At 75.0% G+C, this 12,969-nt stretch carries 11 protein-coding genes and 1 pseudogene; 6 read left to right on the forward strand and 6 right to left on the reverse strand.

The features are described 5' to 3' along the window. Positions 1 to 2 precede the first annotated feature (2 nt). Positions 3 to 302 carry a hypothetical protein gene (locus tag V1J52_RS03695; RefSeq protein ID WP_330138060.1) on the reverse strand — a complete coding sequence of 100 codons (300 nt, stop codon included), beginning with the start codon at positions 300 to 302 and terminating at the stop codon, positions 3 to 5. A gap of 340 nt (positions 303 to 642) precedes the next feature. Between V1J52_RS03695 and V1J52_RS03700 the strand changes: the two genes are divergently transcribed. Genes V1J52_RS03700 through V1J52_RS03715 form a run of 4 tightly spaced genes read left to right on the forward strand, consistent with a single transcriptional unit; the run spans position 643 to position 4,829 of the window. Next, a complete protein-coding gene (locus tag V1J52_RS03700) occupies positions 643 to 3,372 on the forward strand; it encodes a nitrate- and nitrite sensing domain-containing protein (protein WP_330138061.1) in 2,730 nt (909 codons plus the stop codon). Then, positions 3,369 to 3,806, forward strand: a complete 438-nt coding sequence (locus V1J52_RS03705; RefSeq protein WP_330138062.1) for a roadblock/LC7 domain-containing protein — start codon at positions 3,369 to 3,371, stop codon at positions 3,804 to 3,806. Before V1J52_RS03700 ends, V1J52_RS03705 begins: the two co-directional genes overlap by 4 nt. 11 nt (positions 3,807 to 3,817) lie before the next feature. Continuing rightward, positions 3,818 to 4,240, forward strand: coding sequence for a DUF742 domain-containing protein (locus V1J52_RS03710; RefSeq protein WP_330138063.1), 423 nt, complete (start codon positions 3,818 to 3,820; stop codon positions 4,238 to 4,240). Beyond that, positions 4,221 to 4,829, forward strand: coding sequence for a GTP-binding protein (locus tag V1J52_RS03715; RefSeq protein WP_330138064.1), 609 nt, complete (start codon positions 4,221 to 4,223; stop codon positions 4,827 to 4,829). The genes V1J52_RS03710 and V1J52_RS03715 overlap by 20 nt, the downstream gene beginning before the upstream one ends. A gap of 34 nt (positions 4,830 to 4,863) precedes the next feature. On the opposite strand, the gene V1J52_RS03720 is transcribed toward V1J52_RS03715, so the two are convergent. From V1J52_RS03720 to V1J52_RS03730, 3 genes and pseudogenes are all read right to left on the reverse strand, one after another. Further along, on the reverse strand, positions 4,864 to 5,595 hold the full coding sequence (locus tag V1J52_RS03720) for an MIP/aquaporin family protein (RefSeq protein WP_330138065.1): 732 nt from the start codon (positions 5,593 to 5,595) through the stop codon (positions 4,864 to 4,866). A 148-nt stretch (positions 5,596 to 5,743) separates the two neighbouring features. Next, positions 5,744 to 6,523: pseudogene (locus V1J52_RS03725) on the reverse strand (M15 family metallopeptidase); the annotation flags it as partial. Between the two features lie 145 nt (positions 6,524 to 6,668). Continuing rightward, positions 6,669 to 7,565: a hypothetical protein gene (locus V1J52_RS03730; RefSeq protein ID WP_330138066.1), complete on the reverse strand. Its 897-nt coding sequence runs from the start codon at positions 7,563 to 7,565 to the stop codon at positions 6,669 to 6,671. Positions 7,566 to 7,792: 227 nt separating this feature from the next. Here V1J52_RS03730 and V1J52_RS03735 point away from each other — a divergent pair, with 227 nt between their 5' ends. Together V1J52_RS03735 and V1J52_RS03740 are read left to right on the forward strand one after the other, a co-directional pair. Continuing rightward, complete coding sequence (locus tag V1J52_RS03735) at positions 7,793 to 9,835, forward strand: acetoacetate--CoA ligase (protein WP_330138067.1); 2,043 nt, start codon at positions 7,793 to 7,795, stop codon at positions 9,833 to 9,835. Between the two features lie 71 nt (positions 9,836 to 9,906). Next, positions 9,907 to 10,350 carry a hypothetical protein gene (locus V1J52_RS03740; protein ID WP_330138068.1) on the forward strand — a complete coding sequence of 148 codons (444 nt, stop codon included), beginning with the start codon at positions 9,907 to 9,909 and terminating at the stop codon, positions 10,348 to 10,350. Positions 10,351 to 10,425: 75 nt separating this feature from the next. On the opposite strand, the gene ptsP is transcribed toward V1J52_RS03740, so the two are convergent. Further along, entirely contained in the window at positions 10,426 to 12,096 is a 1,671-nt protein-coding gene (gene ptsP, locus V1J52_RS03745) for a phosphoenolpyruvate--protein phosphotransferase (protein ID WP_330138069.1), read from the reverse strand. Positions 12,097 to 12,190: 94 nt separating this feature from the next. Then, positions 12,191 to 12,640, reverse strand: a complete 450-nt coding sequence (locus V1J52_RS03750; protein WP_330138070.1) for a PTS sugar transporter subunit IIA — start codon at positions 12,638 to 12,640, stop codon at positions 12,191 to 12,193. Positions 12,641 to 12,969 lie beyond the last annotated feature (329 nt).

Here is a 12,969-nt window from a genome sequence, read left to right on the forward strand (position 1 = left end):
GTTCAGCCCTGCGGTTCCGCCCGCCGGCGGACCAGCCGGTCGCGCGCCACGCTGCTGGGTTCGGACAGCACGCCGTTGCGCTGCCGCCACACCTGGCGGGTGATCCACACGTCCAGCACCGCCCAGGTCGCCACCACCGCGCCTGCCAGGGCACACAGCACGGCGGGGAAGGCGAGCCACACCTCCGCCAGCGAGCACAGCACGGCGATCATCGCCAGTACCAGCGTCACCGCGGCCACGATCACCGCGCGGACCGCCGCCGCCCGCACCGGATCGGGCAGTCTGGGCCTGTCGTCGTACATGGGTACCCCTCCTCGTCTCACCGCGGACGCCTGCCCGACGCACGTGTGCTGTACCACAGGAGGCGGGATTTCGTCCGGTCATCACCCGACACTTCAGGACGAGATGACGCGGTCCGCGCGTTCCATGGCTCGGACATGTCTGTGGAACGGCCGGGACCCAGTAGTAGGCTCGCGCCGTTTGCTGCACCCCGCCCCCGCATCCGGGGGGCGGCGACCGTCCGAACTCCGTGGAAAGAACCGGTGGGAAGAACCGTCCGACGTCCGACGCACGCCCACGACGCTGACGCACGCGACAAGACCCGACGCCACCGCCCGGCGGCGTTGTGACGTAGGGGAGGCCATGCGCTTTCGCGGGAAGTCCATCCGCCGGAAGATCGTGGCGCTGCTGCTCGTGCCCCTGGTGACCCTCACCTCCATCTGGGGCTTCGCCACCTACCTCACCGGCCGCGAGGCCAAGGAACTGCTGGACGCGGCCCGCTTCGTGGCCGAAGTCGGCCACCCGGCCGAGGACATGGTCCAGACCCTCCAGGCCGAGCGCCGCCAGGTCCTCGTCCACCTCGGCGATCCGCGCCGGTCCGACGCGCTCACCGAGCTCGCCGCAGCCCGCACCGAGACCGACCGGGCCGTGGCCCGGATGCGCGGGAAGGCACGGGAGTCCCGTGCCGGGCTCCCGGCGAACTCCCGCGACCGGCTGGACCGCCTCCTGCTGGAGCTGGACATGCTGGGCACCGCGCGCGAGCAGGTGGAGAACAACACCGCCAACCGCCGCAGCGCGTCCGCCGCCTACAGCGCCGTCATCGACCCCTGCTACGACCTGCTGGCGTCGCTGCACGCGCTGCGCGACGCCACCCTCGACAGGGAGGGCAGGGCGCTGGTGGGCCTCCTGCGTGCCCGGGAGATCCTCGCCCGGGAGGACGCCCTGCTCGCCTCGGCCTTCGCCGCCGGCCGCATCACCCCCGAGGAACTGCGGGACTTCTCCGACCGCGTCGCCGAGCGCCGGGTCATCTACAGCACCACCCTTCCCGCGCTGCCCGAACGCGACCGCCGCGCCTTCGAGAACTACTGGGCCGGGGCCGGCGGGCAGACGCTGGCCTCCCTGGAGGACGCCGCCACCGAAGCGGGCGCCGCCGGCGCCCTGCGGGCCGTCAACGCCGAGCGCTGGGACGCCGCTGCCACGACCGTGCTGGACGACCTGGACCGCCTGGACCACGAGGCGGCCGAGCGTTACGCCGAGCGCATCGAGCCGGTCGCCACCTCCGTCCTGTGGCGGGCCGGACTGGCGGGCGTCGGCGGCTTCTGCGCCGTCCTGCTGTCCGTCGTCGTCTCCGTCCGCATCGGCCGCGGACTCGTCCGGGACCTGGGCGCGCTCCGCAAGGAGGCGCACGAGGTCTCCGGGGTGCGGCTGCCCAGCGTCATGCGCCGGCTGGCCGCGGGTTCGCACGTCGACGTGGAGACCGAGGCGCCGCGCCTGAGTTACGGACCCGACGAGATCGGGCAGGTCGGCCAGGCGCTGAACACCCTCCAGCGCGCCGCGGTCGAGGCCGCGGTGAAACAGGCCGACATGCGGCGCGGCGTCTCCGAGGTGTTCGTGAACCTCGCCCGGCGCAGCCAGGTGCTCACCCACCGCCAGCTCGCCCTGCTGGACACCATGGAACGCCGCACCGAGGACGCCGACGAACTCGCCGACCTCTTCCGGCTCGACCACCTCACCACCCGGATGCGGCGCCACGCCGAGGGCCTGGTCATCCTCTCGGGCGCCGCCCCCACGCGGCAGTGGCGCAGGCCCGTCAGCCTCATGGACGTCGTCCGCGCGGCCGTCGCCGAGGTCGAGGACTACGAACGCGTCGAGATCCGCCGCCTGGCCCCGCTCACCGTGGACGGCCCGGCCGTCGGCGACCTCACCCACCTCATCGCCGAACTGCTGGAGAACGCCACCTCCTTCTCCCCGCCGCACACCGCCGTCCAGGTGCGCGGCGAGCGCGTCGCCAACGGGTTCACCCTGGAGATCCACGACCGGGGCCTCGGCATGACGCCCGAGACGCTCCTCGAAGCCAACCTGCGGCTCGCCGAGACCCCGGAGTTCGAGCTGTCCGACACCGACCGGCTCGGACTGTTCGTCGTCTCCCGGCTCGCCCAGCGCCAGGGCGTGCGCGTGTCCCTCCAGCCCTCCCCCTACGGCGGAACCACCGCCGTCGTACTGGTCCCCGGCTCGGTGCTCAACGAGGCGGACAACGGCGCCGCCACGCTGGAGGGTGCCCGCTCCGGTGAGGCCGAAGGCCCGCCGGCCCTGGCCCGCGTCCCGCCCGGGTCCCGGCGCGACCTGGCGGCGGCGCTGGGCACGGACGGCCGTGGCCAGCGGGGCGGCGCGAGCGGACGGAGCAGGGGCGGGCCCGTCGAACTGGACGGCCCCCTCGACGACTTCGACGACGCCCCCGGCGGCGCCGACACCTCCGCGCCCGAGGGCATCGGTCACCTCCTGCGTTCGCTGCACCAGCGGCACGGGAACGCGGACGGTGCCCTTGGACCGCACCGCGACGGCACCGGTCACCCGCCGGTGAAGCGCGCCGAGAACGCTCCGCAGCACGGCGGTGCGACCCCGCTGCCCCAACGCCGCCCCGGCGCCACCGGCCGCCCCGTCCTCGTCTCCGACCACGGGCGCCCCGTCGGGGACCACGCCCGCCCGGCCGGGCACGGGGACCGGCGCGAAGAGGACCGGCCGGACCAGGCGGACCCGGGCGAGCAGCGGGAAGACGGCCCGCGCACCGCCCAGGCCGGGCCCGGCCCGCGCGGACCGCGCCCGGCCGGCGAACCGCAGCCGCCCGCCACCATCGGCGGCCTGCCGCGCCGCAGGCGCCAGGCCAGTCTCGCCCCGCAGCTCAAGGAGGACGACCCGCCCTCCGGCGGCGGGGCGGACGCTCCGGGCCCGTCCGCGGTCCCGGGCGGACCGGCGAAGCCGCCGGACGAGCGGGACGCGGAAGCCGTCCGCGACCGCATGGCCGCCCTCCAGCGCGGCTGGCGGCGCGGCCGGGAACAGAACGACGGAACCACACCCGAGGGGGACGGTCGATGACCGCATCGCATGCCACCAGCCACAACGCCGCCCACGAAGCCGGTGAACTGAACTGGCTCCTCGACGAGCTGGTCGGACGCGTCGGCAGCATCCGCAAGGCCCTCGTCCTGTCCGGTGACGGCCTGCCCAGAGGCGTGTCCGCGGACCTCTCCCGCGAGGACGGCGAGCACCTCGCCGCCGTCGCCTCCGGTTTCCACAGCCTCGCCCGGGGCGTCGGCCGGCACTTCGCGGTGGGCGGTGTGCGGCAGACGGTCATCGAGCTGGAGGAGGCCTTCCTGTTCGTCACCGCCGCGGGCGACGGCAGCTGCCTCGCGGTGCTGGCCGACGCGGAATCCGACGTCGGCCAGGTCGCCTACGAGATGACCCTGCTCGTCAAGCGGGTCGGCGCGCACCTGGGCACCGCGACCCGCACCGACCTGCCCGGCGGAGGGTGAAGGGGCGGGGCATGACGGACGCCTGGTTCGACGACGCGGCCGGTCCGGTGGTGCGGCCCTACGCGATGACGCGCGGCCGCACCCGCAGCGGGGCCGGCATCCAGCTCGACCTCATCGCCCTGGTCACCGCCGACGCCCCTTCCCCGGTCACCGGGGGGAGCGCCGGCGGGGACCGGGCGGTCGGCGGTCCCGAGGACGCCGCGGACCTGGGCCTGGCGCCCGAGCACCTGGACATCCTGCGACGCTGCCACCAGGCGTCCCAGTCGGTCGCGGAACTCGCGGCCGACCTCGACCTCCCGGTCGGCGTGGTGCGGGTCCTGGTCGGCGACCTCGTCACCGCCGACCTCGTCCGCGTCACCCGACCCGTCCCGCCGGCCGAACTGCCGGACGAGTCCATCCTGCGAGGGGTAATCGATGGCCTTCGGGCGCTCTGAGCGCGCCGCGCGCCGCGCCGCCGATCCGGTCACGCTGAAGGTCCTGGTGGCCGGCGGCTTCGGCGCCGGCAAGACGACCTTCACCGGCGCCGTGAGCGAGATCAGACCGCTGCGCACGGAGGAGGCGATCACGGAGGCGAGCCGTCCCTTCGACCGGCTCGACGGCGTGGAGGCCAAGGACACCACCACCGTCGCCATGGACTTCGGACGCATCACCCTCAGCGACACGATGGTCCTGTACCTCTTCGGCACCCCGGGCCAGGACCGCTTCTGGTTCCTGTGGGACGAACTGGCCAGCGGTGCCCTCGGCGCCGTCGTCCTCGCCGACACCCGGCGCCTTGAGGACAGCTTCGCCGCCATCGACTACGTGGAGCGGCGCGGCCTGCCCTTCGCCGTCGCCGTCAACTGCTTCGACGGCGCCCGCGTCCACCCGGTCGAGACGGTGCGGGCCGCACTCGACCTGGACGAGGACGTGCCGCTGCTCCTGTGCGACGCCCGGCGCCGCGAGTCGGCGCGCGACGTGCTGGTCGCACTCGTCGAGCACGCCCTGCGCACGGCCGCCGCCCGCCGCCAGCCCGTCGGCCGCTGACCCGGCCCCGAGCGCCGGGCCGACCGGGGGCCCGTCAGAACGCCAGGTTGAAGAGGCCCGCCGCGATGGCGCCGCCCAGCAGCGGACCGGCTACCGGCACCCAGGCGTAGCCCCAGTCCGAGCCGCCCTTGTGCGGAAGGGGCAGCAGGTGGTGCACCAGGCGCGGCCCGAGGTCACGGGCCGGGTTGATCGCGTAGCCGGTCGGTCCGCCGAGCGCCAGCCCGATGCCGACGACCAGGAGGGCCACGATGAGGGTCTGGGTGCCCGAGGTGCCGAGGCCCTCCGTCAGGCCGAACGCCAGCACCGGCAGCACCAGGGCGACCGTGGCGATGATCTCGGTGACCAGGTTGGCCGCGGGATGCCGGATCTCCGGGATCGTCGCGAAGGCCCCCAGCGTCGGCTGGGCGTTCCGCGGGTCGGCGTTGGCGCGGAACTGCGCGTAGTAGGCCAGCCAGGCCAGCACGGCGCCGGTCACCGCGCCCACCAGCTGGCCCGTGACGTAGAGCGGCACCTTCGCCCACTCCCCGCTCTCCACGGCGATGCCGACCGTGACCGCCGGATTGATGTGACCGCCCGAGAGCGGCCCCGCCGTGTAGGCACCGGCCAGCACACCGAAGCCCCAGCCGAAGGCGATCACGATCCAGCCGCTCGCCCGCGCCTTGGAGTGGTGCAGCGTGACCGCCGCGCACACCCCGACCCCGAAGAGGACCAGGATCGCCGTGCCGATGATCTCACCGACGAGAATGTCGCCGGAGGCGTAGTCCATGACGGCTCCTCGCTCGTGCCCCGCCCGAAGAGGCCGCTGCGGGCGGTGGGGGATCAGGATGACCGACGTGGCCCCGGCCGGTGTGCCCGTGCCGCGCGGCGCGTCCGGCCGCGGTGCCGTCCTGCGGGCGGCGGCGCGGCCGGTCCCCGCCGCCGAGCGAGCCGCGGCTGACGGGGAAGTCGAAGGAGCGGCCGGGGTGGGGCTCGTCCCGGTGGGTGAAGTGCCACCACTCCTGCGGCAGGTTCGTGAAACCCGCGTCCGCCATGAGGCGCACGAGCAGCAGCCGGTGCGCCCGCGGCCCTCCGGTGACCTCCGGCGAACGGGTGCGGGCCGTGCGGTCGAAGCAGTCGTAGCCGGTGCCCATGTCCACCGAGTTGTCGGGGAACCGCAGCGGCCGGGGAGCGAAGCACGGGACCAGCGGCTGCCCGGGCACGTACGGCCGCGCCGCCCGCGCGGGCATCCGCACCAGCGTCACGTCCACGGTCCCGCCGCTGCTGTGGCCGGAGCGCCGCGCGATGTAGCCCTCGGCGAACAGCCGCTCCTTGGCCACGCGCGGATAGAACTCCGCCTTCATCCGCGCGTCGCCCGCGTCCCCGGCCCACGCGGCGAAGTGGTCCACTGCCCGCTGCGGCCGGTAGCAGTCGTACACCTTCAGGCCGTAGCCGCGCCGTGCGGCCGCCCGCTGAGCCGCCCGCAGCGCCAGCGCCGTGTCACGTGCCAGCAGGCACAGCGGCGCCGCGTAGCCGTCGACGCGGACCCCCGTGAAGTTGTGCGGCCCCGCGTAGCGGATGTCCTCCAGCACCTGCGGCGCCACGTCCCGCAGCGCGACGAAGTCCGCCGGGGCCCGCGGCTCCCGCCCGCCCCACGCCGTCGGCCCCACGGCCACCAGCAGCGCCGCACCCAGCAGCGCACCCGTCACACGTCGCACGGCCCCACCTCTACCCGCGCCGCGCCGCGCCCGCGGGGCACGTCCCGCCACAACCACCCGTCCGGGGGACACGCCGCCCGCCGTCCACCGCCGCACCGTCCGCGACGCCGTGTCCCGGCCCCCCGTCCGCCCGTGCGCCCCGGCCTCAGCGCCCCGGCCCGCCGGGGCCGCCCGCGTCCGGGTCCACCGGTGCCCCGGTCAGCGTGGCCCACTCCCGCAACGCCCGCTCCCGCGGCCCGGGCAGCACCCAGTACCGCAGCGGACCGCCCGCCATCCGCAGCTCGCAGCGCCCCGCCCGGTCGTGCCCCGAGCCGCCGCCCCACGCCCCCGCCCGCAGCGACACCCGCCCGCCGCCCCCACCGTCGTGGAACACCAGGTGCGTCCCCGCCTCCGCGACGACGAGCTGCACCGGAACCACCACACCGGAACCGGACGCCCGCACCCCGGGCGACGCACTCCCCGGCACCGCGTACGTCCCGTCCGGCAGCGGCGCCCCGTCCACCGCCAGGAACCGCGCGTCCGCCGCGACCTCCGCACGCTGCACCCACGCGCCCCCGGCGCCGGGCTCGCTCTCCCACCAGCGCGGCGGCAGATCCCGGCGCAGGAGCACCCCGCCGGGCGTGCGCACCACCACCGTGCCGTCACGGGACACCGTCACCAGCACCCGCTGGGCCACCACCCGCCAGCCGCCGTCCGTGTCCGGTTCCAGCGTCGCCCGCCCGTCCACCGCCGGACACCCCGCCACCAGCGCCGCCGAGGGCCCGGGACCGGCACCGTCCCACCCCAGGAACACCGAGCCGCCGCTCGTCACCTCCACCCGCAGCACCGACCGCGCGCACCGCACCAGACCACCGCCCGGTCCCGGCTCGGCGCCCAGCACCGGACCCGGCACCCGAGCCCGCAGCCCCTCCCCGCCCGCCTGCCGCGACGGGAGGACGGCCCGCGCGCGACTCGTCCCCGGCCCGCGCAGCCCGCGCACGGCACGAAGCCGCCGCAGCGACCGCCCCAGGCCCCCAGCGCCACCGGCGCCCCCAGCGTCCATGCTGCTCAGAGTGCCACCAGCCGCCCCCGGACCCGGGTGCTGTTCAACTCCCGTTCACCGCCCGCACCCCCACCGTTGCGCCACATACCCGCCGCCCCCGATGTGGGGCGGCACCCCTGGTGCGGCGAACGATCACGTGGCATCGTCCTGCACAGCCGCCGCGTCACGCGCACACCCCGCCCGTGCGCGGACCGCACGCACACCCCGCGTCCCGTACGGAGCAGCCCATGACCGCCACGCCCGCCACCGAGCAGCCCGGCCCCCTGTGGCAGCCGGGCCCCGACCGCGTCGCCTCCGCCCGGCTCACCCGCTTCCACGCCTGGGCCGCCGAACGGCACGGCGCGCCCGCCCCGGCCCCGGAAGACCCGGCCGGGAGCTACGCGGCGCTGCACGACTGGTCCGTGGCGGACCTCGACGCCTTCTGGACGGCCGTCACCCAGTGGTTCGGCGTGCGGTTCACCCGCCCGTACGAGACGGTGCTCGCCGACCGCGCCATGCCCGGCGCCACCTGGTTCCCCGGCGCCACGCTGAACTACGCCGAGCACGCCCTGCGCACCGCGGACGACCCCGCCCGCGCCCACGAACCCGCCCTCGTCCACGTCACGGAGAACCACCAGGACGCCGCGGGCCCGGCGGAGGCGGCCCCGCGCGAGGTCAGCTGGGCCGAGCTGCGCCGCCAGGTCGGCTCCCTCAGCGCCCGGCTCCGCGACCTCGGCGTCCGCCCCGGCGACCGGGTCAGCGGCTACCTGCCCAACGTGCCCGAGGCCGTCGTCGCACTGCTCGCCACCGCGGCCGTCGGCGCGGTGTGGACGTCCTGCGCCCCCGACTTCGGCGCCCGCAGCGTCCTCGACCGCTTCCAGCAGGTCGAACCCGTCGTGCTCTTCGCCGTGGACGGCTACCGCTACGGAGGCAAGGAGCACGACCGCACCGGCACCGTCGCGGAACTGCGCCGCGAGCTGCCCACCCTGCGCGCCGTGGTGCACGTCCCGCTGCTGGGTGCCCCCGCCCCCGACGGCGCGCTGGAGTGGGCCGCGGTCACCTCCGCCGACACCGCACCCGTCTACGAGCAGGTGCCCTTCGACCACCCGCTGTGGGTCCTGTACTCCTCGGGCACGACCGGCCTGCCCAAGGCCATCGTCCAGTCCCAGGGCGGCATCCTCGTCGAACACCTCAAACAGCTCGGCCTCCACTGCGACCTCGGCCCCGGCGACCGGTTCTTCTGGTACACCTCCACCGGCTGGATGATGTGGAACTTCCTCGTCTCCGGCCTGCTGACCGGCACCACCGTCATCACCTACGACGGCAGCCCCGGCCACCGGGGCACCGACGCCCAGTGGCGCATCGCCGAACGCACCGGCGCCACCTTCTACGGCACCTCCGCCGCCTACGTCATGGCCTGCCGCAAGGCCGGCGTCCACCCGGGCCGCGACCGCGACCTGTCGGCTCTGCGCTGCGTGGCCACCACCGGCTCGCCCCTGCCCCCCGACGGCTTCCGCTGGCTGCACGAGGAAGCCGGCGCCGGCCTGTGGATCGCCTCCGTCAGCGGCGGCACCGACGTGTGCAGCTGCTTCGCCGGAGCCGTGCCGACGCTGCCCGTGCACATCGGCGAACTCCAGGCCCCCTGTCTGGGCACCGACCTCCAGGCGTGGGACCCGAACGGCGAGCCCCTCACCGACGAGGTGGGCGAACTGATCGTCACCAACCCCATGCCGTCCATGCCGGTGCGCTTCTGGAACGACGCCGACGGCTCCCGCTACCGCGACAGCTACTTCGACATGTTCCCCGGCGCCTGGCGCCACGGGGACTGGATCACCCTCACCTCCCGCGGCTCCGTCATCATCCACGGCCGCTCCGACTCCACTCTCAACCGGCAGGGCGTCCGCATGGGTTCGGCCGACATCTACGAGGCGGTCGAACGCCTGCCGGAGATCCGGGAATCCCTCGTCATCGGCGTCGAGGAACCCGACGGCGGCTACTGGATGCCGCTCTTCGTCCACCTCGCCGAGGGCGCCACCCTGGACGACGCCCTGCGGGACCGCGTCAAGCACGTCATCCGCGACCAGCTCTCGCCCCGGCACGTCCCCGACGAGATCATCGAGATCCCCGGTGTCCCGCACACCCTCACCGGCAAGCGGCTGGAGGTCCCCGTGAAGCGTCTCCTCCAGGGCACCCCGCTGGAGAAGGCCGTCAACCCCGGCTCCGTCGACGACGTCGGCCTGCTCAGGGAGTACGAGGCCCTCGCGCGCCGGCGCGCGTCCTCCCCGCGCTGACCACCCGGCTGTCACACCCCCTGGCTACTTTCAGTGACGAACCCGTCATTCACCGCAGCCAGGGGGGAACCATGCACCAGCACCACGAGGACGCCCACGACCGTGCCCGCACCGCCCTCGCCCGCCTCCTCGCCGCGGCCGGGCACGGCCGCCACCACCTCGTGTGCAGCGTGACACCCACCGGACGCGCCGGGCCGCCCCTGGCCGCGGCCGTCCACGCCGAACAGGGCACCGGGCCCCTGAGCGGCCCGCGGTACCCGCGGACGGCCGGGCACCTGTTCACCACCGTCCTGGCCGCCGCCCTCACCACGGGCCTGCCCGGCGGTGTCGTCCTGCGGACCACGCGCGGGGGCCGGGACACCGTGCGCGCCTGGCGGCTGCACGACGGCTGGCTCCACCCGCTCACCGAGGCGGAGGTCTTCACCGCCTACTGCACGGATCCGCTCACCGGCGAACCCGTGCCCCCCGAACCAGGAGTCGACTACCGCCCGGGGCTGCACCTCCCGGCCCCCTGACACCCACCCCGGAGAACGTCGACGGCCGCCCCGGAAGCCCGGGACGGCCGGCGACGTCGGACGCGGCAACCCGCCTCACACCCCGGACAGCACCGCCTGCGCGGCCCGTCGCGCCTCCTCGGCGCTGTCGGCGGCCCGCGCCGCGGCGGCCGCCCGCTCGCACTGGGCCAGCGTGTGCTTCGCCAGGGTCGCCCGTACGTACGGGATCGCCGACGAGCCCATCGACAGGCTCGTCACACCGAGCCCCGTCAGCACGCACGCCAGCAGCGGATCGGAGGCCGCCTCCCCGCACACCCCGCAGCTCTTGCCCTCGGCCTTGGCGGCCTCCGCCGACAGGGCCACCAGGTCCAGCAGCGCCGGCTGCCACGGGTCCTGCAACCGGGACACCGCTCCGACCTGCCGGTCCGCCGCGAAGGTGTACTGCGCCAGGTCGTTCGTCCCCAGCGACAGGAACGACACCTCCTGGAGCACCGACCGCGCCCGCAGGGCCGCCGACGGCACCTCCACCATGGCGCCGAACTTCGCGTCCAGCCCCGCCTCCCGGCAGGCGTCGGCGAACGCCTTCGCGTCCGCCCGGTCCGCCACCATCGGCGCCATGACCTCCAGGTACACCGAAAGCCCCTCGGCGGCCGTGCCCAGCGCCCTGAGCTGCGTCCGCAGCACCTCCGGGTGGTCCAGCAGCGTCCGCAGCCCCCGCACGCCCAGTGCCGGGTTCGGCTCGTCGGACGGCGTCAGGAAGTCCAGCGGCTTGTCCGCTCCGGCGTCGAGCACCCGCACGACCACCCGGCCCTCCGGGAAGGCCTCCAGAACCTGCCGGTACGCCTCGACCTGCTTCGCCTCCGACGGCGCCTGCGTGCTGTCGTCCAGGAACAGGAACTCGGTCCGGAACAGCCCCACGCCCTCGGCACCGGCCTCCAGGGCCGCCGGCACGTCGGCGGGGCCCCCGACGTTGGCCAGCAGCGGCACCTTGTGGCCGTCCGACGTCGCGCCCGGCCCCGTCGCCGCCTCCAGCGCCGCCCGGCTGGCCGCCGCCGCGGCGGCCAGCTCGGTGCGCTCGGCCTCGTCGGGGCTGACCACGACGGCACCGGTGCTCCCGTCCACCGCGACCACCGTGCCCTCGGGCAGCTCGCCCGCGCCCGGCAGCGCCACCACCGCGGGTACGCCGAGCGCCCGCGCCAGGATCGCGCTGTGGCTGGTGGGTCCGCCCTCCTCCGTCACGAAACCCAGCACCAGGGCCGGGTCGAGCAGCGCCGTGTCGGCCGGAGCCAGGTCACGGGCGATCAGCACGTACGGCTGGTCGCTGTCCGGGACGCCCGGCATCGGCACGCCCAGCAGCCGCGCGACGATGCGGTTCCGCACGTCGTCCAGGTCCGCGACCCGCCCGGCCAGGTACTCACCGGCCCCCGCCAGCAGCGCCCGGTACGCGGCGAACGCGTCGTACACCGCGCGCTCGGCGGTACTGCCCGCCGTGACGCGCCGCTCCACGTCCGCCAGCAGCTCCGGGTCCTGCGCCATCAGGGCCTGTGCCTCCAGCACGGCCTGGGCCTCGCCGCCGGCCAGGTTGCCGCGGGCGTTGAGGTCGGCCGCGACCGCCTCCACCGCCTGGCGGGCCCGCTGCTGCTCCCGGGGCGCCTCCCCGGCGTCGATCTGCTTCGCCGGGGGCTCCAGGACGGCGGTACCCATGTGCCGTACCTCGCCGATGGCTACGCCGTGGCTGACCCCGACACCTTGAAGCTTCGTGTCCATCTCACCGTCTCCGGTTCCTGCGGCGGACGCACCACCGCGGTACGTCTCGTACGAAAGCCCCGGCGACCGCTCGGTCACCGGGGCCGCGGTGGTCTCAGTTCCAGGCGAAGAGGGTGTCGCCCGCGCTCAGCTCGACGTCCTGCGCCACGGAGGACAGCGCCTCGGCCGTCGCCTCCAGGGCCACGACCGGACTGACGGGCGACTTCCCCGCCCGCTCCACGGCGGCCGGGTCCCACCGCACCACGGCGTCGCCGCGCTTGACGGTGTCGCCCTTCGCCGCGAGCAGCTCGAAGCCCTCCCCGCCCAGCTGGACGGTGTCGATGCCGAGGTGGGTGAGGACGCCGTGTCCCTCGGAGTCGACGACGACGAAGGCGTGCGGGTGGAGCGAGACGATGACGCCGTCCACGGGTGCCACCGCCTCGGAAGGCTCACGCACGGGGTCGATGGCGGTACCGGGACCGACCATCGCGCCGGAGAACACCGGATCGGGCACAGCCGCGAGTCCGATGACGCGTCCGGTCATCGGTGACGTCACGGTGGTCATGGGAAGCCTCCCAGGGGCGGGGATCGTTCAGTTGCCGCCGCTACGTGCCGGACGGCGTACCGTCCCGAGCCTAAGTCATGTGAACTGCGGTTTCCGCACGAGCGTGCGGGGCCCGGTCCCGGCACGCGGCATGGCACGCCAGGAGGCGGCGGAGCACCGATTTGCCTCGCCGCTCGCACCCCTGTACTGTCGACTCCCTGCTCGACGCCAACGGCGCGGGCACACCTTTGATGAATCCATTCTGTTCCACTCTTCGGATTCCCTCCTGCCGGTTTACCGCAGGAACGTGAATGTGAAAGACGGGAAAAGGTTCTGGTAGAGTCGGAGAC

The sequence above is a fragment of the Streptomyces solitudinis genome, assembly GCF_036323765.1.
Taxonomy (GTDB): domain Bacteria; phylum Actinomycetota; class Actinomycetes; order Streptomycetales; family Streptomycetaceae; genus Streptomyces.

Excerpts from the sequence above, each read along its gene's own strand:
- V1J52_RS03705 (WP_330138062.1), top strand. The coding sequence starts at position 3,369 with ATGACCGCATCGCATGCCACCAGCCACAACGCCGCCCACGAAGCCGGT.
- V1J52_RS03710 (WP_330138063.1), top strand. The coding sequence starts at position 3,818 with ATGACGGACGCCTGGTTCGACGACGCGGCCGGTCCGGTGGTGCGGCCC.
- V1J52_RS03740 (WP_330138068.1), top strand. The coding sequence starts at position 9,907 with ATGCACCAGCACCACGAGGACGCCCACGACCGTGCCCGCACCGCCCTC.
- V1J52_RS03735 (WP_330138067.1), top strand. The coding sequence starts at position 7,793 with ATGACCGCCACGCCCGCCACCGAGCAGCCCGGCCCCCTGTGGCAGCCG.
- ptsP (WP_330138069.1), bottom strand. The coding sequence starts at position 12,096 with ATGGACACGAAGCTTCAAGGTGTCGGGGTCAGCCACGGCGTAGCCATC.
- V1J52_RS03695 (WP_330138060.1), bottom strand. The coding sequence starts at position 302 with ATGTACGACGACAGGCCCAGACTGCCCGATCCGGTGCGGGCGGCGGCG.
- V1J52_RS03720 (WP_330138065.1), bottom strand. The coding sequence starts at position 5,595 with ATGGACTACGCCTCCGGCGACATTCTCGTCGGTGAGATCATCGGCACG.
- V1J52_RS03730 (WP_330138066.1), bottom strand. The coding sequence starts at position 7,565 with ATGGACGCTGGGGGCGCCGGTGGCGCTGGGGGCCTGGGGCGGTCGCTG.
- V1J52_RS03700 (WP_330138061.1), top strand. The coding sequence starts at position 643 with ATGCGCTTTCGCGGGAAGTCCATCCGCCGGAAGATCGTGGCGCTGCTG.
- V1J52_RS03750 (WP_330138070.1), bottom strand. The coding sequence starts at position 12,640 with ATGACCACCGTGACGTCACCGATGACCGGACGCGTCATCGGACTCGCG.
- V1J52_RS03715 (WP_330138064.1), top strand. The coding sequence starts at position 4,221 with ATGGCCTTCGGGCGCTCTGAGCGCGCCGCGCGCCGCGCCGCCGATCCG.